This is a genomic window from Microcoleus sp. Pol12A5, assembly GCF_036701435.1.
Classification (GTDB): domain Bacteria; phylum Cyanobacteriota; class Cyanobacteriia; order Cyanobacteriales; family Microcoleaceae; genus Microcoleus.
On sequence record NZ_JAUBQU010000057.1, the window covers coordinates 17411 to 40642 of the forward strand.

22 protein-coding genes are annotated in these 23232 nt (G+C 46.8%); 13 read left to right on the forward strand and 9 right to left on the reverse strand.

What is annotated here, in order from left to right:
• Positions 1 to 291: 291 nt before the first annotated feature.
• From QUA45_RS16455 to QUA45_RS16470, 4 genes are all read left to right on the forward strand, one after another.
• Positions 292 to 750 carry a GatB/YqeY domain-containing protein gene (locus tag QUA45_RS16455; protein WP_333036877.1) on the forward strand — a complete coding sequence of 153 codons (459 nt, stop codon included), beginning with the start codon at positions 292 to 294 and terminating at the stop codon, positions 748 to 750.
• A 375-nt stretch (positions 751 to 1125) separates the two neighbouring features.
• The gene (locus tag QUA45_RS16460; protein WP_333221557.1) at positions 1126 to 2817 is read left to right on the forward strand and encodes a serine/threonine-protein kinase; all 1692 of its coding nucleotides are present in this window, start codon (positions 1126 to 1128) and stop codon (positions 2815 to 2817) included.
• Positions 2818 to 2877: 60 nt separating this feature from the next.
• A complete protein-coding gene (bioD, locus tag QUA45_RS16465; RefSeq protein WP_333221559.1) occupies positions 2878 to 3585 on the forward strand; it encodes a dethiobiotin synthase in 708 nt (235 codons plus the stop codon).
• A 255-nt stretch (positions 3586 to 3840) separates the two neighbouring features.
• On the forward strand, positions 3841 to 5052 hold the full coding sequence (locus tag QUA45_RS16470) for a M20 family metallopeptidase (protein ID WP_333221560.1): 1212 nt from the start codon (positions 3841 to 3843) through the stop codon (positions 5050 to 5052).
• Positions 5053 to 5095: 43 nt separating this feature from the next.
• Here QUA45_RS16470 and QUA45_RS16475 read toward each other — a convergent pair whose 3' ends face one another.
• On the reverse strand, positions 5096 to 6076 hold the full coding sequence (locus QUA45_RS16475; RefSeq protein WP_333221561.1) for an aldo/keto reductase: 981 nt from the start codon (positions 6074 to 6076) through the stop codon (positions 5096 to 5098).
• A gap of 67 nt (positions 6077 to 6143) precedes the next feature.
• Positions 6144 to 7535 carry a glycoside hydrolase family 10 protein gene (locus QUA45_RS16480; RefSeq protein ID WP_333099128.1) on the reverse strand — a complete coding sequence of 464 codons (1392 nt, stop codon included), beginning with the start codon at positions 7533 to 7535 and terminating at the stop codon, positions 6144 to 6146.
• A gap of 283 nt (positions 7536 to 7818) precedes the next feature.
• On the opposite strand from QUA45_RS16480, the gene QUA45_RS16485 reads away from it, so the two are divergent.
• The 3 genes from QUA45_RS16485 (at position 7819) to QUA45_RS16495 (ending at position 10754) form a co-directional block, all read left to right on the forward strand.
• Positions 7819 to 9027: an FAD-dependent oxidoreductase gene (locus QUA45_RS16485; RefSeq protein ID WP_445305326.1), complete on the forward strand. Its 1209-nt coding sequence runs from the start codon at positions 7819 to 7821 to the stop codon at positions 9025 to 9027.
• A gap of 117 nt (positions 9028 to 9144) precedes the next feature.
• On the forward strand, positions 9145 to 9804 hold the full coding sequence (locus tag QUA45_RS16490; protein WP_333099130.1) for a DUF2834 domain-containing protein: 660 nt from the start codon (positions 9145 to 9147) through the stop codon (positions 9802 to 9804).
• A gap of 197 nt (positions 9805 to 10001) precedes the next feature.
• On the forward strand, positions 10002 to 10754 hold the full coding sequence (locus QUA45_RS16495; protein WP_333099131.1) for a gamma-glutamyl-gamma-aminobutyrate hydrolase family protein: 753 nt from the start codon (positions 10002 to 10004) through the stop codon (positions 10752 to 10754).
• 4 nt (positions 10755 to 10758) lie between these two features.
• Here QUA45_RS16495 and QUA45_RS16500 read toward each other — a convergent pair whose 3' ends face one another.
• The 5 genes from QUA45_RS16500 to QUA45_RS16520 form a co-directional block, all read right to left on the reverse strand.
• The gene (locus tag QUA45_RS16500) at positions 10759 to 10947 is read right to left on the reverse strand and encodes a CPXCG motif-containing cysteine-rich protein (protein WP_006635525.1); all 189 of its coding nucleotides are present in this window, start codon (positions 10945 to 10947) and stop codon (positions 10759 to 10761) included.
• A complete protein-coding gene (locus tag QUA45_RS16505) occupies positions 10931 to 11392 on the reverse strand; it encodes an SRPBCC family protein (RefSeq protein WP_333099132.1) in 462 nt (153 codons plus the stop codon). The genes QUA45_RS16500 and QUA45_RS16505 overlap by 17 nt, the downstream gene beginning before the upstream one ends.
• 114 nt (positions 11393 to 11506) lie before the next feature.
• On the reverse strand, positions 11507 to 13144 hold the full coding sequence (locus QUA45_RS16510; RefSeq protein WP_333221562.1) for a radical SAM protein: 1638 nt from the start codon (positions 13142 to 13144) through the stop codon (positions 11507 to 11509).
• A gap of 339 nt (positions 13145 to 13483) precedes the next feature.
• A complete protein-coding gene (gene lspA, locus QUA45_RS16515) occupies positions 13484 to 14005 on the reverse strand; it encodes a signal peptidase II (RefSeq protein WP_333099134.1) in 522 nt (173 codons plus the stop codon).
• A gap of 211 nt (positions 14006 to 14216) precedes the next feature.
• Entirely contained in the window at positions 14217 to 14795 is a 579-nt protein-coding gene (locus QUA45_RS16520) for a biotin transporter BioY (protein ID WP_333221563.1), read from the reverse strand.
• Between the two features lie 459 nt (positions 14796 to 15254).
• Between QUA45_RS16520 and pstS the strand changes: the two genes are divergently transcribed.
• The 4 genes from pstS to pstB all read left to right on the forward strand — a co-directional run bounded on the left by pstS (position 15255) and on the right by pstB (position 19594).
• Entirely contained in the window at positions 15255 to 16439 is a 1185-nt protein-coding gene (gene pstS / locus QUA45_RS16525; protein ID WP_333221565.1) for a phosphate ABC transporter substrate-binding protein PstS, read from the forward strand.
• A 344-nt stretch (positions 16440 to 16783) separates the two neighbouring features.
• Entirely contained in the window at positions 16784 to 17740 is a 957-nt protein-coding gene (gene pstC, locus QUA45_RS16530) for a phosphate ABC transporter permease subunit PstC (RefSeq protein WP_333099136.1), read from the forward strand.
• 34 nt (positions 17741 to 17774) lie between these two features.
• Positions 17775 to 18668 (forward strand): phosphate ABC transporter permease PstA, encoded by an 894-nt coding sequence (gene pstA, locus QUA45_RS16535; protein ID WP_333099138.1) that lies wholly within the window; start codon positions 17775 to 17777, stop codon positions 18666 to 18668.
• A gap of 125 nt (positions 18669 to 18793) precedes the next feature.
• Complete coding sequence (pstB, locus tag QUA45_RS16540; protein ID WP_333036858.1) at positions 18794 to 19594, forward strand: phosphate ABC transporter ATP-binding protein PstB; 801 nt, start codon at positions 18794 to 18796, stop codon at positions 19592 to 19594.
• Positions 19595 to 19827: 233 nt separating this feature from the next.
• On the opposite strand, the gene QUA45_RS29200 is transcribed toward pstB, so the two are convergent.
• Entirely contained in the window at positions 19828 to 20091 is a 264-nt protein-coding gene (locus QUA45_RS29200; RefSeq protein WP_445242851.1) for an NblA/ycf18 family protein, read from the reverse strand.
• A gap of 135 nt (positions 20092 to 20226) precedes the next feature.
• Here QUA45_RS29200 and QUA45_RS16550 point away from each other — a divergent pair, with 135 nt between their 5' ends.
• Complete coding sequence (locus QUA45_RS16550) at positions 20227 to 20823, forward strand: phycobiliprotein lyase (RefSeq protein ID WP_333066521.1); 597 nt, start codon at positions 20227 to 20229, stop codon at positions 20821 to 20823.
• A gap of 333 nt (positions 20824 to 21156) precedes the next feature.
• Complete coding sequence (locus QUA45_RS16555; protein WP_333099139.1) at positions 21157 to 21915, forward strand: phycobilisome rod-core linker polypeptide; 759 nt, start codon at positions 21157 to 21159, stop codon at positions 21913 to 21915.
• A 214-nt stretch (positions 21916 to 22129) separates the two neighbouring features.
• Here QUA45_RS16555 and QUA45_RS16560 read toward each other — a convergent pair whose 3' ends face one another.
• Positions 22130 to 23194, reverse strand: a complete 1065-nt coding sequence (locus tag QUA45_RS16560; RefSeq protein ID WP_333221567.1) for an IS630 family transposase — start codon at positions 23192 to 23194, stop codon at positions 22130 to 22132.
• Positions 23195 to 23232: the final 38 nt, after the last annotated feature.

Genomic DNA, 23232 nt, shown 5'->3' on the forward strand with positions numbered 1-23232 from the left:
TTATGCTGTGTGACACCCCCAAGGTGTGGAATGTGGGTTCTAGCGAACTCTGTACTGGCAGAAGTACGATCGCACTTGTGCCCCTGCGTCTAAAAGTTCTGGCGTGAGTCAATTTGGAGCCGAGGCTGGAAGTCTAGTCGCCCAAAATTCAGTCGAAGGCCGAAGGCATCAGGGTTCAATGCGATAAAAATGCCGCCAACAGGCAATAAACTTGAAAAATACTGTAAAAAAAGTTAAGAATCGGAAGCATACTCCAGATTTTTGATATTGGGCAAAGCAAGGTAGAAATCGATGAGCTTAAGAGAACGCATTGACGCAGAAATCAAAGCAGCCATGAAGTCCAAGGACAAAGTTCGCTTGGAAACAGTTCGCGGCATCAAGAAATTTATTCTCGAAAAAGAAGTCAGCCTTCGTCCCTCCGGCCAAGAGACGCTGACAGAAGCTCAAGAAATGGAAATTTTGATGCAAATAGCCAAACAGCGCCGAGATTCGATAGAACAATACCGCAAAGGTGGTCGCGAAGATTTAGTGGCACAAGAGGAGGCGGAGTTGGCAATTGTTGAAGAGTATTTGCCGCCGCAGATGTCAGACGAAGAGGTGAGTCAAGTCGTTGACGAAGTGATTGCTTCGGTTGGCGCTACTTCGGCAAAAGATATGGGCAAGGTGATGGGCAAGGCAATGCAGCAGCTTAAAGGCAAAGCAGACGGTAACAGAATTCAAGACATGGTGAAAGCAAAGCTTAGTCAGTAGTCAGTAGTCAGCAGACATCTCCCATAAATAATCTCCAGCTTTATAGAGATGTATAGCCTAGACCGAGGGGCGACAATTTATTAGGGCTAAGGCCAAAAAACCCGGTTTCTACGAAAAATCGTGCATTTCTCCCTTGAGATATTGACGCAGAAACCGGGTTTTCGATCGGATTTGCGGGTTGCAACCCGTGTATTTTCCTGAAAAAACCCGGTTTCTGAGCATTCTTGCGTCCAAGAATGTCAAAAAAATGTAAAATACTAACTTTGGTCGGGACTGGGGACTACAGATAGTGAAGTATGCTCAAGAGCATTAAAGACATAGCATTACTAAGTCTGTGAGCGATCGTCTATTTTTTAACAGTTTCTACTTAAACTTATGCAGCCACCTATTGCTATTGGAACTCTCCTACAAAACCGCTACCGCTTGGTGAATATTTTAGGCCAAGGAGGATTTGGCCGGACTTATTTAGTAGAAGATTTGGGACGGTTTCAAGAACGCTGCGCTCTGAAGGAATTGATCCCTGTGCAAAGCGGGCCTTACGTTTTGGAAAAATCGAAGGAATTGTTTCAAAGAGAGGCGGCAATACTTTACCAAATTGGGCACCCACAAATTCCCCAGTTTCGGGCAATATTTGAAGAGAACCAGCGTTTGTTTTTAGTGCAGGATTACGTGGAAGGGATGACTTACCGCGAACTGTTGCTCGATCGAACTTCAAATGGTCGCAGCTTCACTGAAGCCGAAGTCTTGGTATTTATCCGGCAAATGCTGCCGGTACTCGCTCACATCCATGCCCGCGGCATCATCCACCGCGACATCTCCCCAGAAAATATCATCCTCCGTGAAAACGACAAGTTGCCGGTGCTGATTGACTTTGGAGTGGTGAAGGAACTCGCCACAAAAGTCCAGTCTCCCGAAGGAACAGCCCACGCGACAACTGTCGGCAAAATCGGCTACGCGCCGATGGAACAGTTGCACAGCGGGCGAGCAACAGCCAGCAGCGACCTCTACGCTTTAGCTGTAACGGCGATCGTCCTGCTGACAGGCAAAGAACCGCAGGAATTGCTCGATCAAACCACGCTGCAGTGGAATTGGCAGCAGCGAGTCCAGGTGAGCACGGGTTTGGCTTTGGTGCTGAATCGGATGTTGAGTCGGTCTCCGGGCGATCGATATCAATCTGTCAGCGAAGTCGCCCAAGCACTCGATACCCAAACTAATCCTAAGCCTAGCCAGCCAACTGTACCGCCCGCGCCGCCAGCAGTGGTGCCGACAAACCCTTCGCTAATAGCAACGGTGGCCGTGGGCAGGCCGCCAGAGCCCGCCGCCCAGAATTCCCCCCCGCCAAACCAGCCAGACCCCTTAAGTGAGCCTGCTGGCGACACTTTTTGGGACAATCCCATCGCTGCGATCGGACTGCTGGCGGGCTTAGTAATCTTGACGGGCTTCGGTTCCTGGGCTTTAGTCGGCTCATTTCTCAACAATTCGCGCCCCAAACCCACTCCGACACCGCCAGCACTTACAAGTCCGACGCCGACACTAACTCCGATACCAAACCCGCTACCCTTGCCAACCCCAACCCCACAACCTTTGCCAACCCCAACCCCGCAACCTTTGCCGGAAACGAGCCCAGAACCTTTACCGGAACCGAGCCCAGAACCTTTGCCGGAACCGAGCCCAGAACCTTTGCCGGAACCGAGCCCAGAACCTTTGCCGGAACCGAGCCCAGAAGCCAGCCCAGAAGCCAGCCCAGAAGCCAGCCCAGCGCCAACTCCGACACCAAAACCGACGCCCGCGCCGACTCCAGCGCCCAAACCGACGCCCAAACCGACGCCCAAACCGACGCCCGCACCCAAACCAACGCCCGCGCCGTCGCCAACACCAGCACCAACACCCGCGCCAACACCCGCACCGTCACCGGAACCGGCGCCAACACCCGCACCGTCACCGGAACCGGCGCCAACACCCGCACCGTCACCGGAACCGGCCCCAACTCCTGCACCCTCGCCGGAACCGGAACCCGCGCCGTCACCGGAACCAGCACCAACACCCGCACCGTCGCCAGAACTCTAAACTTCTGGCAAAATTCCCCTAGACTGAGGTTGAGGCCAATTATTTGTTAGCTTTTTGCCAATGAACTCGCTGCTAATTGCTGGAACTGATACCGACGCGGGCAAAACTGTTTTGACCAGCGCTCTGGCTGCTTATTGGCAAATGTATTTTCCCGATCGCAGTTTGGGAATTATGAAGCTGTGGCAAACGGGAACGGGCGATCGCGAACTCTACACCCGTTTGTTTTCCCTCGACCAATCCCCCGAAGAACTCAATCCTCTGCACTTTGATGCGCCTCTAGCACCGCCGATCGCCGCCGAACGGGAGGGGAGACGTATCGAACTCGAAAAGGTTTGGACGGCGTGGCAAAGCCTCTCGGAGCGCAAGGATTTTGTGTTGGTGGAAGCTTTGGGAGGACTCGGTTCGCCTGTAACGTGGGAACTGACGGTGGCCGATATTGCCAGGGATTGGCGGCTGAGGGGGGTTTTGGTAGTACCTGTGAAGTTGGGGGCGATCGGGCAAGCTGTGGCGAATGTTGCTCTCGCCAGACACACTGGTTTTAAGCTGAGAGGAATTGTGCTCAATTGCGTTAAAGCTTATTCGGAACAAGAAATTGCCGATCTAGCGCCCGTTGATTTGATCCAGTCGCTGACTCAAATACCTGTGTTGGGTATTTTGCCGCATTTAGATGACCCGACTGACCTTGCTAAATTAGCTAAAATTGCTTCAGATTTAGATTTAGAGCGGTTACTGCCAGGGGTTAATTTAGTTGCTCAGACTTCTAAATAACCCTATTCTAAACACCTCTCTTTCTCATTCTGCTCTTCCTCTGCGTACTCTGCGCCCTCTGCGGTTCATTAAAAAAAAATCTCCTGCACAACTGGGATAGGATTTAAGAAGATTTTATTTTAACCGCAGAGACCGCAGAGAGCGTAGAGAAAGAGAAGACAGAGTTTCACAACTTATTCTGGGCTGCTATAATTAGTGATTACCATTTATTAAGTGATTAAATCTAAAACCTAATCAAAAAAAGGAGAATAAAACATGGTTTCTACTTTACCGAATTTAACGTCTGTCGATTTATCTCAATTGCGGCTGGAAATTAGAAATTTGCAGCCTCAGCTAGTCGAATGGCGCCGCCTTTTGCACCAAAAGCCGGAGTTGAGTTTTGATGAAAATTTAACGGCGCAGTTTGTCTCGCAAAAGTTGCAGGAATGGGGCATAGATCATGAAACTAATATTGCTAAAACTGGTATTGTCGCCATTATAGACAGCGGCAAACCGGGGCGGGTTTTGGCAATTCGCGCGGATATGGATGCTTTGCCTATTCAAGAGGAAAATGAGGTGGATTATCGATCGCAGCATGATGGAATTATGCACGCTTGCGGTCACGACGGCCACACTGCGATCGCCCTCGGTACTATTTGTTATCTCGCAAAGCACAAACACAGCTTTTCGGGTAAAGTAAAATTTATCTTTCAGCCCGCCGAAGAAGGGCCAGGAGGCGCAAAACCGATGGTTGAAGCGGGAGTTTTGAAGAATCCTGATGTTGATGCGATCGTGGGCTTGCATTTGTGGAACAATCTACCTTTGGGTACTGTAGGCGTCCGCAGCGGCGCTTTGATGGCGGCTGTAGAAGTTTTTGAGTGCACGATTTTTGGCAAAGGTGGACACGGCGCAATGCCACATCAAACTGTGGACTCGATCGTAGTTACAGCCCAAATTGTCAGCGCATTGCAGGCAATCGTCGCGCGGAACATTGACCCGATCGACTCAGCGGTAGTAACTGTCGGCAAATTCCACGCAGGCCACACCCACAACGTCATTGCCGATACCGCTCAAATCGGTGGCACGGTGCGCTATTTCAATCCTGCATATCAAGGTTATTTTGCACAGCGAATCGAGCAAGTAATTGCCGGAATTTGTCAGAGTCACGGGGCAAATTACCAATTAGATTATTGTTCGCTTTATCCGCCAGTTATTAATGATTCGAGAATAGCTGAATTGGTCCGCGGCGTGGCAGAATCAGTTGTCGAAACTCCTGCAGGAATCGTTCCCGAATGCCAAACAATGGGCGGCGAGGATATGTCGTTCTTTTTGCAAGAAGTTCCCGGTTGCTATTTCTTTTTGGGTTCAGCAAATCCCGATAAAAACTTAGCTTACCCGCACCATCACCCGCGTTTTGATTTTGATGAAACTGCGCTAGGGATGGGTGTAGAAATGTTTGTGCGGTGTGTGGAAAATTTTTGCGGTTAGCTTTATATGTAGGGTGCGCAGTGCGCACCTTACCGCTATCTAATTATCGAGTTTGAAAGATATTCTGCACCATTTTCTTATCTACACTCGCCGCCGCCTTATCCAATTCTGCAATCTCGCCCGAGTCTAACTCCCACCCCAAAGCACCGATATTTTCCCTCGCCTGTGCCGCAGATTTAGCCCCAGGAATCGGAATAGTTTTTTTGCAGATGCACCAGTTGATAGCTACCTGCGAAACAGTCTTGTTTCTGAATGCCGCTATTTCTCGCAAACACTCCAAAAGCGATCGCATTCCCGGAAGTAGCTGCTTGCACGCCAAACCTCGGATACCTTTAGGAAGAGAGCCGTTTTCGGAGTATTTACCCGTCAGCAACCCCAAGGCTAGAGGACTGTAAGCAATCAATTTTATCCCCAATTCATCGCAAACATCTTTCAATCCGAGTTCTGTCACCGGATAGGTAGAAAGTAGCGAATATTGCACTTGTAAAGTAACAATAGGAATTTGGCGATCGCTAAATTTCCCATGCACCCATTTCAGCCGTTTCGGCCCGTAATTAGACAAGCCCACTCCCTTGACCAATCCTTGCTCGTAAAGGTCAGCCAAACCGTCTAAAAGCGCCCCCTCTTGCCAAGGAGCGTAATTGGCTGTAGACCAGTGCATTTGTACCAAATCTACATTTTTTCCGAGGCGCGCAGCAGAGGCTTTGCAAGCCGATATCATTGATTGTCGCGTCAGTCTCCAAGGATAAGCAGCCAGTTTTGTCGCAATACAAATACTGTCTTTATTTTTATCTTGATATTGTTGATAAAACTGCCCCAAAAGCTGCTCGCTGCGTCCGTTTAATTTTCCTGTTCCGTAAGAGTCGCCGGTATCGAATAAAGTGACGCCGTTACTAACACAAAGATTGAAAACGGCTTGCAATTCCTCGTCCATACTTTCATTGTAGCCCCAGAGAAATCTGTTGCCCCAGGCCCAAGTGCCACAGCCCATTTGTGGAAGTAAAAGTTTTTGGTTAGTTTGCATTTTTATTTATGATTAATGATTGATCTCGCGGTAAGGTGCGCATTGCGCACCCTACTTTTTAATTATTTTACGTGGTTGGTAATGGCGAAGGTTGGCTGTTTTTAGTAGGTTGCTCTGGCTTAGCTTTTGGGTCTGGTTTGGGTGGCGCAGGCGGAGGGAAAGTCGCCGCGCGTCTGGGTATTTGTAGCGCTGTTCGGAATGCAGAAGACGGGAAGAAAGCACTAAATTGAGAAAGTCGATGGGCGAGGGGTTCTGGTGCATATTCCCACAAGCTTTCGTAGTAGAAGAAAGCGACGCCTAAGCCGTATCCTTGGACTGCTTGCACCTGAGATTTAATTTGGTGAATCGGCACTGGGTTATTCCTCAAACCTGTCATAATCCCAACTCCGGTGGGAATTTTTTGCTGTGCTTCTTGCATTTCTGGACGGTTAATCTTGTCCACAAATGATTCTAGATTGGGACGGTACACTTGCACGATTAGCTCGTCGGCAATATCCAAACGCACCCAAGCCAGCCAATCTTGCAGGTGATGTTTGTAAGCAAAATCGTAATAATTGGGAGAAATCGAGAAAATTGCATTGGGTTTGACTGCTTTGACGGCTTGATTTAGCTGCGACATAAAAGCCGTAATTTTATTGGCTCGCCACTGCACCCATGCTGGATTTTGAAAATCTTTGGGCGGAGCTTTTTTTGTTTCTTTGGTATACAAAGCAATTGTGTAGTCATCGTAGCCAAATTCTGCCGGCAAACTCATGTGGTCGTCAAATTGAATGCCGTCGGCGTTGTATTGAGTGGTGATTTCTAGTACGAGTTCGGTAATGAATTGCTGGACTTCTGGATGAAAGGGATTGAGCCAAACTACTTCCCCGCCCGCGTCGTTTGATGTTTGGCTACCGTCCTGTTTTTGGGTCAGCCACTCGGGATGATTTAAGGCTAATTCTGATGTGGGGGGAGCCATGAAACCAAACTCAAACCAAGGAATCACTAACAGGCCTTGGCGGTGAGCTTTATCAATTAAATCGGCGAGCATATCTTGTCCGTCTAACCCTCTGTAAACAAAGGGCTGAATGTCTCTTTGCTGCGCTACATAGCTGGGATACATTGCATAGCCTGAATTCCAGACTACGGGATAAATTGTGTTGAAATTTAACCGCTTTAATTGGCTGACAGCATCTCCTAGTTTGCGACGATCTCTGAGGATGTCTTTGTCGTTTGTCGTCATCCAAACGCCGCGAATTTCCTGGCGGGGTTGCTGGGCGATCGCAGGAATGAAGTTGTTCGCCAGCAATACTATAATGAATGAGAGGGCAAACAGAAGCGGGAAAAGAGTTTTTATCGATCGCTGCCAACTGCGCGGAATGATGCGTAATGTCATAGTTTTGAATGGTGAGTTAGCTATTGAAACACACCCCGGCATAATTTGGTGATAAAATTTGCTCGCTCTACAGTCTACAGCCATTGGCGCTGAATGTGGAATCGGTTAAGTGCAATAGGTGGATTGATGTTATGCGATCGCAACTGAGCGAAGTATAATCTATGAGACACAGAGTAGATGAGAGCATTATGTCAAAGTGCTGGGAAATCATTCATTACGCACTGCAAGCTCTCCTTACCGGACAGTGTGGCCCAAGGAGTGCGAGTGCTGTACAATATCGCTGCTGGAATATTTCGATCGAACATCTGTAATTGTGAAACATTTAGTGTTAATTGGTGGCGGTCACAGTCATGCTATTGTATTAAAAATGTTCGGCATCAAACCGCTGCCTGGAGTGCGTTTGACTCTGATTAGCGATGTCCTGCACGCGCCTTATTCGGGAATGCTGCCGGGGCACGTTGCCGGGTTTTACGATTACGATCAATGTCACATCGATTTGCGATCGCTCGCTGAATTTGCCGGGTGTCAAATATTGGTCGATCGGGCGATCGCGATCGACTTTAACAAAAACTTAGTTATTTGTCAAACTCACCCTTCGGTTAATTTTGATTTGCTTTCTGTGGATATCGGCAGCACTCCCGCGACTTTATCTGTACCGGGTGCGGCAGAATATGCAATTGCAGCTAAACCCGTACCGGAGTTTTTAGCTAGCTGGAATCAGTTGATACAATCTAGGCAAAATCATCCCGATAAACCGCTGCGGATCGCAATTGTCGGTGGCGGTGCAGGTGGTGTAGAATTAGCCTTAAATATGCAATCTCGATTGGGGAAGGAAGAGGGGTTCGGCAACGGATTCTGTAACGGATTTAACGGATGGATATTAAGGTACACCGAAAGACATAAAAGAGAAAAGGGAAGGGGGAAGAAAGAAGAATTAGAAATTCATTTGTTTCACAGCCGCGCTGAATTGATGCAGGGACACAATCAGCGGGTGCGCCGACGCCTTCAAGAAATTCTCATCAGTCGCGGCATTCAATTGCATTTAAAGGAAAAAGTCTGTGCTGTAAAAAAGATTGAGAGAGAAACCAATCCTCAATTCCCTACGAATTACCAAATTTCTTGTAAATCAGGTTTAGAATTAGAGTGCGATCGCATTTTTTGGGTGACACAAGCATCGGCAGCCAATTGGATCGCAGAATCCGGTTTAGCAGCCGATTCAAACGGCTTTATCCAAGTCAACGATTGCCTGCAATCAGTCTCTCACCCCAACGTATTTGCGGCTGGAGATATCGCAGCGATGGTTAATTATCCCCGTCCCAAAGCAGGCGTGTTTGCCGTGCGTCAGGGCAAACCGCTGTTTGAAAATTTGCAGCAGTTTTTATTGGAAAAACCCCTGAAACCCTTTGCACCGCAGGAAAAATATTTAGGGTTAATTGGTACTGGGAATAAAAGGGCGATCGCATCTCGCGGATCTTTCATGTGGGAATCGGCGCTGCTGTGGTATTGGAAAGATTGGATCGATCGCCAATTTATGCAAAAATTTAGCAATCTGCCCAAAACCCGCAATACCAAATAACAATACATTCAGATATTCTCCTCTCCTCCTCTGCGTCCTCTGCAGTAAACAAAAAAAGTCTTATTCAAAAACCCTTTAAGCTTGCTATAGTAATATCAGAAGTAAACAAAACTAACTATGTTCCGAAAAATTGGATTTTGGCTGCTTTGGATTGCATTTACCACCTACGCCTTTGTATTTGCACCACCCGACAGCCCAGAAACCATCACACTAATTACCAATCTTTCCACAGGCAAAATAGCAGACATCAACCCTTTAATTGTAGCGTTGTTCAACATCATGGGAGTATGGCCGCTCATCTACTGTTGCCTCTTATTTGCTGACGGCAGGGGCCAGAAAATACCTGCATGGCTATTTGCCACTTTATCCTTTGGCGTCGGCGCCTTTGCCTTGCTGCCTTATTTAGCCCTGCGCGAACCTAATCCAGAATTTAGCGGTCATAAAAATATCTTTTTAAAGATATTAGACTCCCGTTTTACTGGAATTTTCTTAACATTAGCTGCTGTTGGTTTAGTTGTCTTTGGCTTGACAAAAGGCAATTGGTCGGATTTTATTGCACAGTGGCAAACCAACCGTTTTATCCACGTAATGAGTTTAGACTTTTGTATGCTTTGCCTACTATTTCCTGCCTTATTAGGAGACGATATGGCCCGCCGAGGAATGCAGAATTATACAGCATTTTGGGCGGTAACATTAGTGCCGCTGTTCGGGCCGCTGGCTTATCTGTGTACGCGCCAACCCCTGCAGGAAACTCATACTGAAACTGTTACAAATTAGACAGCCATGCAGCGAATCCTCAGTTTAATATAGGAATCAATCACAAGTAATCAGACAAGAAACAGGCAAGACGCTTGTTTCACAATAAGTAAGTTTTCTTGTGGACCATGGCTCTGAGCAATGCCCATGAAAAACTGATTACAAATCGTCCCAAATCTGTGTATTAATTTAATTAATTATCTCCTAATCGCTAACAAATGAAAAAGTTTCCTATCGTTGGCATCACAACATACAACCGCTGTCCAGCAGGCGAATACCGCTTAAATGGAACTTATATTGATGCAGTTCAGGCGGCTGGTGGCATTCCGATTTTACTGCCGCCCAATCAATTAGATCCGGCTAGTATTTTGGATGCAGTAGATGGTTTGATTTTTTCCGGGGGCGGAGATATCAACCCAGAACTTTATGGCGGTTATGTCGATCGCACAGTTTACTCGGTTAATGCAGAACGCGACAATTTTGAATTAAGCTTAGCAAAGCTAGCGTTGAAGGCTGACATACCTGTGTTGGGGATTTGCCGGGGAATGCAAATCCTGAACGTAGCCAGCGGCGGCAGTTTGGTGATTCACGTACCGGATGCTTACGGAGATGAGGTTAATCACGGATCGGGAATTCCCCCGCGTGCGATCGAGCATACCATTGAAATTGAGCCAAACAGTCTGCTAGCAAAAATTATGGGAAAAACTTCAACAACAGTTGTTTCCTGGCATCATCAAGCTGTGCGGAAGGTAACATCCGATTGGCAAATAGTAGCCAATGCACCTGACACTTTGGTAGAAGCAATGGAACACTGCTCTCACCCTTGGATGATAGCAATTCAATGGCACCCGGAAATGTCGCCAAACTGTTCGTTTAACTCTCGAATTTTTCAGGCTTTCGTAGAAGCAGCAGCTTCAAGATTTATGAATTCTACCAAGTCAGCATCACAGGCAATTCCTACATTTTTATAGTCACTTATTCTTGATAGTCTGTATCTATTTCAATATCCAGGGTATCTTCATCTATTCTGACATACAGAACATTCGGGCGACAGCAAACCTGACAATCTTCGATATAAGATTGCTCCATACCACCGCTAATATCAACAAACGTTGTACTCGGTTCGCCGCAGAAAGCACAGTAATATTCAGCCGTTGTTTGCATCTTTTTCGCACTCTCTTTTTGTGACTTCGTGGCGGTAGCGAAACATATCTGTTAACCGCATTTCCACCCACCAACCTAACAACAAATCGACAATCGGGCCGCCCGGTATTGAAAATGCGATCGCATCTGTCAATCTAGTTTTGCCATTTTCTGAGGTAAACTCGTGTCGGTGAACCCAACGTGCCATTGGGCCCTCAGTTTGTTCATCAACAAACAAGCGATATTGTTCGCACCGAGTGTGAGTCGCCACCCATTTTACAGGAATCGGCCCCAATAACAGGCGAAATTCTGATACAGCACCCACATCGAGTCCCCCTTCGCGGCGAATGATTTTCACCGGTTGCCAAGGCGGAGTCAAAAGTTGCAGAATGTCCGGCCTTTCGTGAAAGTTCCAGACTGCTTCAACGGTGGCATTAATCAGCGACGAATATTTAAAATTGGGCATTGTATCGTTTGGCTAGACAGTTAAGTGCGATCGCGTTTCAGCATTTGCAGTATTATCCTCTGTATCAGTACAAACAGCAACCGTTAGTTTTAATCTTTTGCATCCCGCTATTTCCTAAGTCGTCAACTGCAAATCCTTCGTCCTAAAATGACTCATCGCCTCAGCCAAATGCTTCTTCAAAGTCGCCTCCGGTAGCGGCCCTTTTAAATGACTCCAAGGCAAAACCTGATCCAATTCCCACTCTTGAAAAACATAAAAATCCATCTCAGGCAACTGTCCCCGCAACTCCTTAAATGCCCGTCGATAACTGCCCAAAGTATCGCCGTAATGCCGAACTAATTCCAACAGCCGAGACAACCGCCGATCGCCCCTAGAGAGCAACCCCTGAATCACAGACCAGTTATAGCTTTCAGGTCTAAATTCTAAACCTAACTTCCGCAATTCTTTATCTAAAAACTTCAGCCTCTTCTCTGCATCTTTATTGACTCCAAACCACTGAAAAGGAGTGTGAGATTTCGGGACAAAAGTGCTGCATCCCAGAGTTAACCGCAAACCGGGAACAGCTTTTCTAATCGCCCGCATCATCGCCACCGTCTCCTCTAAATCCTCCATTTCTTCACCTGGAATTCCCGCCATCCCGTAAAGTTTAATTCCCTTTAATCCGCCAGCCTTAGCATTGATAGCAGCTTGAATAATTTCGTCATTTCTGAGTTTTTTGTTAACGATTTTGCGGAGGCGATCACTCCCGCTTTCCACCGCAATTGTCACAGATTTGCTGTCTCTGTTTGTTAATATTTCTGCCAATTTAACTGTCACCGTATTCGTCCGTACCGAAGAAAGACTCAGCCGCACGCCGTCGTATTTCGGATGATTCAAATGATCCAGCAACGCTTCAAATTCCGGGTGCTGAGTCACCGAAGCACCCAACAAACCCAAACGATTAGTCACAGCTAAACCGCGATCGATCGCCGGAATTAACGAATCCTCCAAACTCGCCGTTCTAAACGGCAAAGTCAGATAACTTGCCAAACAAAAACGGCACATTTCTGGACAACTACGAACCACTTCCACCATGTAAATATTTTCCCAAGCCGCTTTTTCCGTCACTACAGTGGAAGCAGATAAAGTATTGCCGCGATACGTCTGTTTTTCAACCATACTGGGAATTTCCAAATCAACAGGCTGAATCGATTTAATCCCCTCAGTCGCATCCAGATAAGTTACTTCGTACAAACTGGGGACGTAAACTCCCGGAACTTGGGCTAAATGCCGCAATTGAGTTTTTCTGTCGGCGGTACGGACTTCTTTACAAGCATCAATAAAATTGTCTATGAGATGTTCGCCATCTCCCAGCAAAATCACATCAAAAAAATCGGCAAAAGGTTCGGGATTAGCCGTAAAAACCGGGCCACCGCCGAATACTATCGGATGATTATCAGTTCGTTTTGACGCCCAAATCGGAATTTCTAGAGATTCCAATAAATTGAGAATATTTACATAGTCTAGTTCCCAAGAAAGCGAAAATCCCAGTAACTCTGGATGTCGGGGAAGTGGTTCGCGAATATCAGTAAATAAACGACCTACTTCAATATCCGATCGCACCGCCAAAGTTGCCCATACTATCTGATAGCCGAGACTGGTAATACCCACCGTGTACTCGTTGGGAAAAGCAAAAATAGTCGGGATAGCGTCAGCATCGGGCGTTGCTGGGGCAAATAGTAAGCGTTCTTGAGCAAATGGATTAGGAGTCATCCGATTTTAGATTTTAGATTTTAGATTAGGTAATTTATCCCACGGATAAATCCGGGAGTTTGTGACCAAATTGCTTTTGATGGAGATCGAGTTTAGCCTTAGCAATAAAAAATATAATTATAGCTCATAAATGACTCTAACTTTAAGTTGATACCTATACCTTCTGACAACAGACAACCGACAAATGACCGAAAACAATTGGTGGCGAGGCCCCTGGCTTCTTTAGTGGATAAGCAAAAAAAAGCTCCGCACCCGATAAACCTGAGAACGGTACAGCGGGTGCGCGGGTTAATCTAAAATCTAAAATCTAAGATCTAAAATTGATTGACTTCTTAAAAGTTACTCTGAAATAGAATCGCGATCGTCCTGAGTTCTCGGAGTAGTCGGAGTAGGCGGTGCACTGTGAAAAGTTGCAATCAACAAACAGATAATCCCAGCATTAATAAACACATCCGCCAGATTAAATACGGGGAACCGAATTATCCGAAAATCGATAAAATCTACAACATGACCCGAAACAAATCTATCTATGCCGTTCCCCAGTGCTCCCCCCAAAATCAAACCGTAGCCAGCTTGTTCCCAGCGGTTAATTCGCGGCCCGAACCAAGCCAGCACAATCAATCCGACACTAACGCCCAAAGACAGCCACCGCAACCAATTCGCCCCGCCATTGCTGAACAGACTAAAAGCCGCACCGGTATTAACAACATAAGTGAAGTGAAACACTCCGGGTAACAGCGGCTGCGTCTGCGGAGGAATCGTCAATTCAAAATTTTGCACCACCCAAAACTTAGTCAGGTGGTCTAAAACTAAACTGATAACAGCAGCAATCCAGAACAAGGGATTTCTTTTAAAACGCATGAATTAGGCAATTGAATAGGGGGCATCGCGCATGGGATAATTTACTCAAATTTCGCTGGTTTTTGTCAGCAGAATGCAGTGCAGCAAAGCAATCCCAGCCGCAGCGAGATGACTCTCCCGTTGGGCAATGATAGTATAACCTTATTTGACACAACAACCAATCCCCGATTACCGATTACCAATTCCCCATTCCCAATTCTCAATTCCCGAATTAATAAAACATCAAGCGGCGTAAAGTAAATGACAGCACTGCGATCGCACAAACTACCGCCAATTGTCCCGGCAGGGGATAAACCGAATATTTAAGAATCTCATCAAATAAAGGTGTTTTTTTTGCCGGAGGTAGCCAGTAAGTAAAAATTAGATAAATTAAGCCGATCGTGTGAACAGTGAACAAACCGCACAAACAGCTAAAAGCCATAGATTCCAGCCGCGAAGCCACCTTAAAAGCCACCCAGCCGCACACCCAAGCACCAGGCACAAAACCCAGCAAATACCCAAAACTCGCTTCTTTGAGATAGCCGATGCCGCCGCCTTGAGAAAAAACTGGCCACAAAGTTAACCCTAATGCCAAATAAGCAATTTGCGAGAGAGCCGCAGCATTTTTCCCCCCCATGCAGCCTACTAGCAAGACGGCTCCAATTTGATAGGTAACACCTAAAGAGTAGGCCTGAAGTCCTCGATCGTCCCACAACCCGATCGGAATTGTGACAGATGCAGGCAAAAAAGTGCCTCCTATCGTCAGAAGCAAACCAATAACAGCCCAGATTAATTCAATAGGAGCAGGCATTATAGCAGAAGAAAGAAGGAAGACCGAAGTTGCAATCGACCGTTTATGTTTGTGCAATTAAGAACGTCCTCACCGTCAGGGCGGTTGCCATATCATCAAACAGCATTCGTCAGAATGTATTTGTCAGATGCAAGCTTCAATGCCCGCAGCTTTTAAATCCTTAATACTAGCACTACTGTCAAAATAACCACCATTGTATGGTTTTCTGGTTCTCAAGCCTCGATCTTGTGATAATTTAATGGGGAATTTTTCGCGATCGGGCGATCGACTGCTTGTTTCCGTAGTTATTTCTCTTCCCTATATCTTATAACTTCACAATTGTCAAGCTCATTAATAACGTTAATAATATTAATTAATATTAAATTGGGATTAAGTGTAAAGATTCTTAACCTAACCTTTACTTTTGCGCGCTATGCTGATGCGGGACACCCCTATAACGATCGAAACTTTTGTATACCTATGCTTTTTCGTCTCAACTTGATTAATCCAAACCGTCTGACTACAGCAATTTCGGCTATGGCGATCGCCCTCAGTTTAGCAGCTTGCGGCGGCGGCAGCACAACCACAGGCAGCAGCCCCAGCCCCGGCGACACCGCAGCATCTCCCGGCGCTTCCCCCGTTGCAGCCACCGGCACAGCGGAAAACACCAAACTCGCCCTAGCCTCAGACGTAGCCATCACCGCAGCCGGCGCCTCATTCCCCGCCCCCCTGTACCAGCGTTGGTTTCAAGACTTCAACAAAATCAACCCCAAAGTACAAATTAACTATCAATCAGTAGGCAGCGGCGCCGGAGTCGAACAATTTACCAAAGGCACAGTAGACTTTGGGGCCAGCGACACCGGCATGAAAGACGACGAAATCGCCAAAGTTCCAGCCGACAAAGGCGTAATCTTGCTGCCCATGACAGCAGGCAGCATCGTCATCGGCTACAACCTGCCAGACTTAACCGAACCATTGAAACTACCACGGGACGTTTACGCAGATATCTTCGCCGGTAAAATTACCAACTGGAACGATCCCAAAATTGCAGCCGCCAACCCGACCGCTAAATTGCCAGACCAAGCCATCACCATCGTCCACCGTTCCGACGGTAGCGGTACCACCGCCGTCTTCACCAAACACCTGAGTGCCATCAGCCCCGACTGGAAAACGGCAGTAGGCGACGGCAAAACAGTACAGTGGCCCGTAGGCGTAGGCGCAAAAGGCAACGAAGGCGTCACAGCCCAAATACTGCAAACCGCAGGCAGCATCGGCTACATAGAATACGGCTATGCCAAAAACAACAATGTCAAATTTGCATCTTTGGAAAACAAAGCAGGCAGCTTTGTCGCACCTACCGACGAATCAGCTTCTCAAGCTTTAGCAACTGTGCCGATGCCGGAAAACCTGCGAGCATTTATCGAAGACCCCGAAGGCGCTCAATCATATCCAATTGTCACCTACACTTGGATGCTGGTCCCCAAAACAGTTACTGACCCCAACAAAGCCAAAACCATCGAGGCAATGGTTGAATACGGCTTGAATGAAGGTCAAAAAGTTAGTTCCGAATTGGGCTACGTTCCTCTACCTCAAAACGTTAAAGAAAAAGTAGCCGCGGCCGCTGACGGCATCAGCGCAGACTACAAGATTGAGGTTGCCAAATAGTAACTGTTGACTGTTGACTGTTGTCCGTTGTCAGAGGGAAAAAAGCCCTTCGGCATTGCGCGTGCAGGTAAAAATCAGCAAGAATGAAGAGAGATATTTCTGTGGGGCGGGTTTTACCAGAAATATTTGTTAAAAAGTCAGGGGATTAATAAATCCGCCCCTCTTCTATGTAACAATCGGTGCATCTGTGTAGGGGTGGGTTTGACCAGAAATACTTGTTGAAAAGTCAGGGAATTAATAAACCCGCCCCTCTTTGATTTTATTTATGGTCTTTCTTTCTGCTTCGTTATAGCTTTTTCCGAAACAGGCTATTTTCGGCTACTATATATTTGGTTTTTTTTTCTATGATTTCAGATAATAACAGCGCTCGATCGCAGACCCGATCGCGCTCTCAAGCCGAAAAGTCCTTAGACCAAGGCTTTATCTGGCTGACGCGGATTTTGGGCATAGGAGTTGGTGTAATTTTGCTGGTAATCGCGCTCACCGTTGCTTATCGGGCTTTACCGGCGATTCAACAGTACGGTTTGGGCTTTCTGTTTGGCAGTAGCTGGAATCCGGTTAAAGAAGAGTACGGTGCGCTGCCGATGATTTACGGGACGATCGTCAGTTCGGCGATCGCGCTCTTAATTGCAGTACCATTAGGAGTAGGGACTGCCATTTTCTTGAGCGAGGACTTTCTGCCGCTGCCAGTGCGTACAGCTTTGGTTTTTTTAGTAGAACTTTTAGCCGCCATTCCCAGCGTAGTCTACGGTTTGTGGGGAATTGCCGTATTGATTCCCATGATTACCACTCTCGGCAAGTTTCTCAACGGCACTTTCGGATGGCTGCCGATTTTTAGTACCCCGCCAGTGGGCCCGGGAATGTTACCAGCCGGAGTAATTTTGGGAATCATGACTTTGCCCATTATTACTGCTATCTCCCGCGACTCTTTGGCAAGTCTCCCCCCCGACTTGCGGCAAGCATCTCTAGGTTTAGGAGCTACTCGCTGGACAACAATTTTTAGAGTGCTCGTACCGGCGGCTTTTTCCGGCATTGTCGGCGGAATTATGCTCGGCCTCGGTCGCGCTATGGGAGAAACAATGGCTGCAACTCTGTTAATTGGCAATTCCAATCAGTTAAGTCTTTCTGTGCTAGCTCCGGCAAATACTATTGCTTCTCTGATGGCAAATCAGTTTGCAGAAGCCTCCGGGTTGCAAATAGCAGCTCTGATGTACACTGGGCTAATTCTGTTTATTATGACACTGATTGTTAATATTTTGGCAGAGTGGATTGTTTCTCAAGTAAGAGCGAAATACAACTAGAAGTTTGCCGCCATTTCCTACATAGTTTTAGTTTATGTCAAATAGCGTCTCCGATGAGAATCCTTTGGTATCGAAAACAGGCAGTTTAAAGAAGGTTAAAAATAGCCCGCAAGCGCTGTTTAGTCTGGCGATGACTGTACTGGCTGGAGCTAGTCTGGCCATCACTCTGCTACCTTTGTTTGCAGTGCTTTCCTACGTCACAGTACAAGGTTTCAATCGCCTGAATTTAGACTTGTTTACCAAGCTGCCACCGCCACCCGGACTATCGGGAGGCGGTATTGCTAATGCAATTCTCGGTACATTGATGACGGTGGGAATTGCTTCTTTAATTGCTGTTCCTTTTGGTGTATTGGCAGCAGTTTATTTGTCGGAGTTCAGCAGCGGCCAAGTAGCTCGCTGGGTACGCTTTGCTACCAATGTCCTCAGTGGCGTTCCTTCCATTATTGCCGGGGTATTTGCCTACGGTTTGTTCGTGGTAAATATGGGAGGTTTTTCGGCAATTGCAGGGGGTGCGGCGCTGGCTGTGCTGATGTTGCCCACGATTGTGCGGACTACTGACGAAGCTCTACAAATCGTCCCGCAAGATATTAGATGGGCGTCGGTTGGGGTGGGTGCTTCTAATTATCAGACGGTGTTGCAGGTGGTTTTGCCTGCGGCAATTCCGGCTATTTTAACGGGTGTGACACTGGCAATTGCTCGCGCTGCTGGAGAAACTGCTCCTTTGATTTTTACGGCGCTCAATTCGCCTTTTTGGCCGGCAGGATTTGATAAGCCAACTCCGAGTCTTTCGGTTTTGGTGTACAACTTTGCAACGGTTCCTTTTAAGGCACAGAAAGAATTGGCCTGGGCGGCATCTTTGATTTTGGTGATTATGGTTTTGCTGACGAGTATTCTTTCTCGCTGGGCTACTCGCCAAAAAGTTTATTGAAGGAAGAAGACCCTGAGAATTGGGGAATTGATAAAAAGAAGGAACAAGGAAGATTTTACCTATCTCCAACTCGATCGCTCTCATCTTCTCCTTATTTTGTAAAATTCGATTGGATACTTACCTGTATGATGATGGATTTAGACAAGCAAACGGAAACAGTTTTACGGACAGAAAATATCAATATTTTTTACGGCGCTTTCCACGCGGTTAAAAATGTTTCAATGGAGATTCCTAAAAATCGCATTACTGCCTTGATTGGGCCGTCTGGCTGCGGCAAAAGTACAATTCTGCGATGTTTTAACAGGCTCAACGATTTAGTTAGCGGTTTTCGTTTAGAGGGTAGGATTGATTACCACGGTCAAAATCTTTACGATCCTGATATTGATGCTGTGGCGGTGCGCCGCAAGATTGGGATGGTGTTTCAAAAGCCGAATCCTTTCCCGAAGTCGATTTATGACAATATTGCTTACGGTGCGAGGGTGAACAATTATAAGGGGGATATGGATGAGCTGGTGGAAAAATCGCTCAGCCAAGCTTATTTGTGGGATGAGGTGAAGGATAAGTTGAAGCAAAGCGGTTTTTCTCTTTCGGGCGGCCAGCAGCAGCGTTTGTGTATTGCTAGGGCGATCGCGATTAATCCTGATGTAGTGTTAATGGATGAACCTTGCGCTTCTCTTGACCCGATTTCTACGATTAAGATTGAGGAGTTGATGCGGGAACTCAAGGAAAAGTATACGATTGTGATCGTTACTCACAATATGCAGCAGGCTTCTCGGGTTTCTGACCTGACTGCTTTTTTCAATGCTAAACTTTCTGACGATGGGAAGCGGTTTGGCTATCTTGTGGAATGTGATAAGACTGAGGTAATTTTCCAAAGTCCAAAGGAAGAGTCTACTTTAGATTATGTGAGCGGCCGTTTTGGTTGATTCCCCGACAAGTTGAAACAATCGGGCTACACAAACTCTCGTCCCTCTCTAAGGGATGAAAAGAATTTAATTTGCTGAGTATGGTAACGACAAAAAAAACTGCGTAAAAGTTTTGTCAATTTAGAATCCCGCTTTCTTGGAGAAAGCGGGATTCTGGATTTTATGATTAAAAACTCGATCGTACTTTTTGCAAATACAAGCCACTGATTTTTGTGAAGAAATGCTCGAAGAGTTCACATATTCTTCATCCAATGCTTTAACAGGTTTTCTTTTACCATGTTTTGGCGCATAACTTCGAGCAAGTATTCCTGAGCTTGGTCTTGGCTTAACCTTTTTACTTCTTCGCGCAGCACTTGAAGTTTGAACTGCTGTTCCATGCTGAGGCTGGTTGTAGGCATATCCATAAATCGCTCCTCCAGTTTGCTGAGATTGATGCGAAATTGATCGGAATGACGTTTCGCAGGATTTGTTGTGTCTCCTACATTGTAAACTATCATAACATTCACTTGACAATATGTCCAAAGTAGACATTTTGAGACTAATTTGTGTAGCAAAAGTACATCTAAGTGGGGGGAGCTCTATCATAAAAAGGCGTCAACACCGGGAAGCATAAGCCAAAGGAGCTAGTTCGTATGGATGCAATGGAGTTTTTTCAAAGCAGTGCTGGGGAGTGGCGTTCTCAGCGCAGCACTCACCACCTCGCTTTCCGCCAAGCGGAGATTGGGGATTCAAATATTCAGGTAACAGCCCTAGCTGCCGATGACGCTAGAGTCGCGGAGATTTGCAAGATGCACGAAGTCGATCCGAGCCGGGCGGCTGGGGGAGCTTTTGTGACATGGCACGGCTCGATGGCGTGGGATAAGGATGATGAGAATCATAAAGGGTCTACGGTGTTCGCGATCGTCCCCGATCCTGAAAATCCCCGGCAGGGCTTGATGTTGCGCGAACGAGGCTATGCGGAAATTGTGCCTGTGGCTGGCCGTTTTGAGATGGATGATGAGGATGGGCTGCTGCTGATTACGGAATACGAGACGATGAGTTCGATCGAGCGTTTTTGGTTTGCTAATCCGAACGTGCGGATGCGGACGAGTACCGTAAAGCGCTTTGGCGGTTTCAGCACATCGACTTTTTGTACCGAAATTCGGGTGCAACCAGACTCGGATGCAACATCAGAAGCAGCAGCAGATCAAGTACCCGCCAGCGAGTTTTATTCGGCTCTGGGCTGGTAATTTAGTCATTAGTAATTAGTCATCGGTCATAACTTTGGCTTCGTTTCCAGACTCAGCCTGGGAATCAGGGTCTCAGGCTCTGCCTCCGGTTGGATTAGACGAGGCAGAGCCTCTCAAGTGGCCTTCCCAGCCAGAGACTGGAAGGGTGATTGCTAATTACTGACTACTGACTTCCCCAAAGTCAACAAATGTTACAGATTGTTGCAAAAATTCAGGAAAATCAGATTTAGATTGCGGGAATCCCCTAATCTGTATGTTGGTTAGTTGTATCCGTTATGCTGGCAGCTCACGGTGTCAACTATTTCTGAAATTTGAGATAACGGAGATTTTAACGTGGCGCTACCTTTGATAAACTACGCCCCCAAAAGCCAAAACCAGCGCGTAGCTGGTTTTGAAACAGGGAGCGACGAGCAGCCCAGAATTTTCACAACTGAAAATGTGCTCTCGTCTGGAGACATGGAAAATTTGATTTGGGCTGGATATCGCCAGATTTACAGCGAACACCAAATCCTCAAGAGCAACCGCCAAAAGTCTTTGGAGTCGCAACTCAAGTTCGGCCAAATTACGGTGCGAGACTTTATTCGCGGTTTGGCGACTTCTTCTCCTTTCCTAGAGCGGAATTACCAAACTAACAGCAACTATCGGTTTGTGGAAATGTGCGTGCAGCGCATTTTGGGCCGGGATGTGTACAGCGAGCGCGAAAAGATTGCTTGGTCGATCGTGGTAGCAAATAAGGGGCCTCAAGGCTTTATTGACGAGTTGGTCAATAGCGAAGAGTACCTGGATAAGTTCGGCTACGATACCGTACCTTACCAGCAGCGCCGAATTTTGCCTCAGCGAGTTGGAGGAGACACTCCTTTCAACTTGAAAACGCCCCGCTACGGTGAGTACCACCGTTCGCAGCTTGGCTTCCCGCAAATCATCTGGCAAACAAGTGTCCGCCGTTTTGTTCCTCAAGAACAGCAGGCTAAGGCTGGCGATCCGTCGAACTATTTGGGTATGGCGCGCAATATGCCGCTGCCTGCTACTGCGCCGCAGCGCGTGCCTCTAGCTAATATCAATATCGAGACGATGGTTCCCCGTCGCCGGTAATTGATGCTGCCCTGATGCGATTATTTGTGTCGGGCGATCGACTGAATCGATCGGCTTTTAGGCTGAGAGAGTTTTGAGTCTTGAGTTTTGAGGTTTGAGTTTTTAACTAAACTTGGAATCCAAAACTCAGGGCTCATACTTTTTGGGCAAAGAAGGAAGTTCGGCAACGAGCAATCTACAGGATTTCATATCATGTCCGGTCGATTAACCATGATTAAGCTTTTGCCTCCGGCCACCAATAGAAATGAGTCAAACCACTGATTAACTGTTTGAGATTTAACAGTTTTCGACATCGCTCAAATAAAACTGCTTCTAATTCATCTAAGTTTTTAAAACAGCGATTGGCTATCGGTTCATTTGTCAGTGGCCACAGTCTTTCTGCTGGTTGGAGTTCCGGCGAGTGTGAAGGCAGACAATACAAATGTATGCCGTCGGGAATTTTCACGCTTTCACTTAAATGCCATCCGGCTCCGTCTACGACTAAAACGACTCTTTTTTTCGGTCCTACTTTCCAATGTCTGGCAAAATCTTCTAAAACTCGCTCGAAAAGCTGGCTGTTGACAAATGGCAGTATCCACCAATATGTTTCTCCTGAACTCGGATGCACAAAACCATATAACCACAACCATTGAAACCGCCAATTAACAACAGCGGTGGCATTACTAAACTCATCCACCCATTCCCGCCTCAAAACAGGTTTCAATCCGAGCCTATGTTCGTCCATTGACCAGACTTCTACGTCGCTTGAAGGGTTCTCCTTCTTGATTTTCCAGACGAACCGACGCAGATTTTTTTTTCCATTCCTGCAAGTTCTGCGGAGATCTGATTCCTGATGTTCTGGACGAGGAACTCTCAATCGAAACTTCATGGACTTGAGATATTCCCACCCTCTTTGACGACCGACTTTTTCACCCTTGAGTTCACTCATCCAGTCGGCCACTTTACGACCATTCCACAGCCCGCCATCGGGGGGTGGCTGCTGTAAGACTTGCCACAATTGAGCTTGTTCCACATCATTCAGCAGAGGGTCACAATCGCTATTTTTGCAACGTTTATCTCCGAGGGATTCAGGTCCTAAATGATTGTAGCCCCCGACTAATTCATAAATCCAACCACGACTATAACCTGTCACTGCCATCACTTCTGCGGTGGTTTTTCCAATGGCTAACAGCCAAATAATCTGGTAATGATGAGCCTGGGTGGTTGTTTTAGCTTGACGGAAACGAGCTTGTAGCTCTTCTGGACTCAGATGAGGTGCGATCGTAATTCGTTTTGGCATTCTTTATTTGATGGGGGTGCTGTTCCTCCTGATTATAT

Bases quoted from the DNA above. Each gene is read 5' to 3' on its own strand.
- pstS (WP_333221565.1), top strand. From the start codon at position 15,255: ATGCTTTTTCGTCTCAACTTGATTAATCCAAACCGTCTGACTACAGCA.
- QUA45_RS16505 (WP_333099132.1), bottom strand. From the start codon at position 11,392: ATGCCCAATTTTAAATATTCGTCGCTGATTAATGCCACCGTTGAAGCA.
- bioD (WP_333221559.1), top strand. From the start codon at position 2,878: ATGAACTCGCTGCTAATTGCTGGAACTGATACCGACGCGGGCAAAACT.
- QUA45_RS16495 (WP_333099131.1), top strand. From the start codon at position 10,002: ATGAAAAAGTTTCCTATCGTTGGCATCACAACATACAACCGCTGTCCA.
- lspA (WP_333099134.1), bottom strand. From the start codon at position 14,005: ATGCGTTTTAAAAGAAATCCCTTGTTCTGGATTGCTGCTGTTATCAGT.
- QUA45_RS16560 (WP_333221567.1), bottom strand. From the start codon at position 23,194: ATGCCAAAACGAATTACGATCGCACCTCATCTGAGTCCAGAAGAGCTA.
- QUA45_RS16520 (WP_333221563.1), bottom strand. From the start codon at position 14,795: ATGCCTGCTCCTATTGAATTAATCTGGGCTGTTATTGGTTTGCTTCTG.
- QUA45_RS16550 (WP_333066521.1), top strand. From the start codon at position 20,227: ATGGATGCAATGGAGTTTTTTCAAAGCAGTGCTGGGGAGTGGCGTTCT.
- QUA45_RS16470 (WP_333221560.1), top strand. From the start codon at position 3,841: ATGGTTTCTACTTTACCGAATTTAACGTCTGTCGATTTATCTCAATTG.
- QUA45_RS16475 (WP_333221561.1), bottom strand. From the start codon at position 6,076: ATGCAAACTAACCAAAAACTTTTACTTCCACAAATGGGCTGTGGCACT.
- QUA45_RS29200 (WP_445242851.1), bottom strand. From the start codon at position 20,091: ATGATAGTTTACAATGTAGGAGACACAACAAATCCTGCGAAACGTCAT.
- pstA (WP_333099138.1), top strand. From the start codon at position 17,775: ATGTCAAATAGCGTCTCCGATGAGAATCCTTTGGTATCGAAAACAGGC.
- QUA45_RS16510 (WP_333221562.1), bottom strand. From the start codon at position 13,144: ATGACTCCTAATCCATTTGCTCAAGAACGCTTACTATTTGCCCCAGCA.
- QUA45_RS16455 (WP_333036877.1), top strand. From the start codon at position 292: ATGAGCTTAAGAGAACGCATTGACGCAGAAATCAAAGCAGCCATGAAG.
- QUA45_RS16485 (WP_445305326.1), top strand. From the start codon at position 7,819: ATGTTCGGCATCAAACCGCTGCCTGGAGTGCGTTTGACTCTGATTAGC.
- pstB (WP_333036858.1), top strand. From the start codon at position 18,794: ATGATGATGGATTTAGACAAGCAAACGGAAACAGTTTTACGGACAGAA.
- pstC (WP_333099136.1), top strand. From the start codon at position 16,784: ATGATTTCAGATAATAACAGCGCTCGATCGCAGACCCGATCGCGCTCT.
- QUA45_RS16480 (WP_333099128.1), bottom strand. From the start codon at position 7,535: ATGGCTGTAGACTGTAGAGCGAGCAAATTTTATCACCAAATTATGCCG.
- QUA45_RS16490 (WP_333099130.1), top strand. From the start codon at position 9,145: ATGTTCCGAAAAATTGGATTTTGGCTGCTTTGGATTGCATTTACCACC.
- QUA45_RS16500 (WP_006635525.1), bottom strand. From the start codon at position 10,947: ATGCAAACAACGGCTGAATATTACTGTGCTTTCTGCGGCGAACCGAGT.
- QUA45_RS16460 (WP_333221557.1), top strand. From the start codon at position 1,126: ATGCAGCCACCTATTGCTATTGGAACTCTCCTACAAAACCGCTACCGC.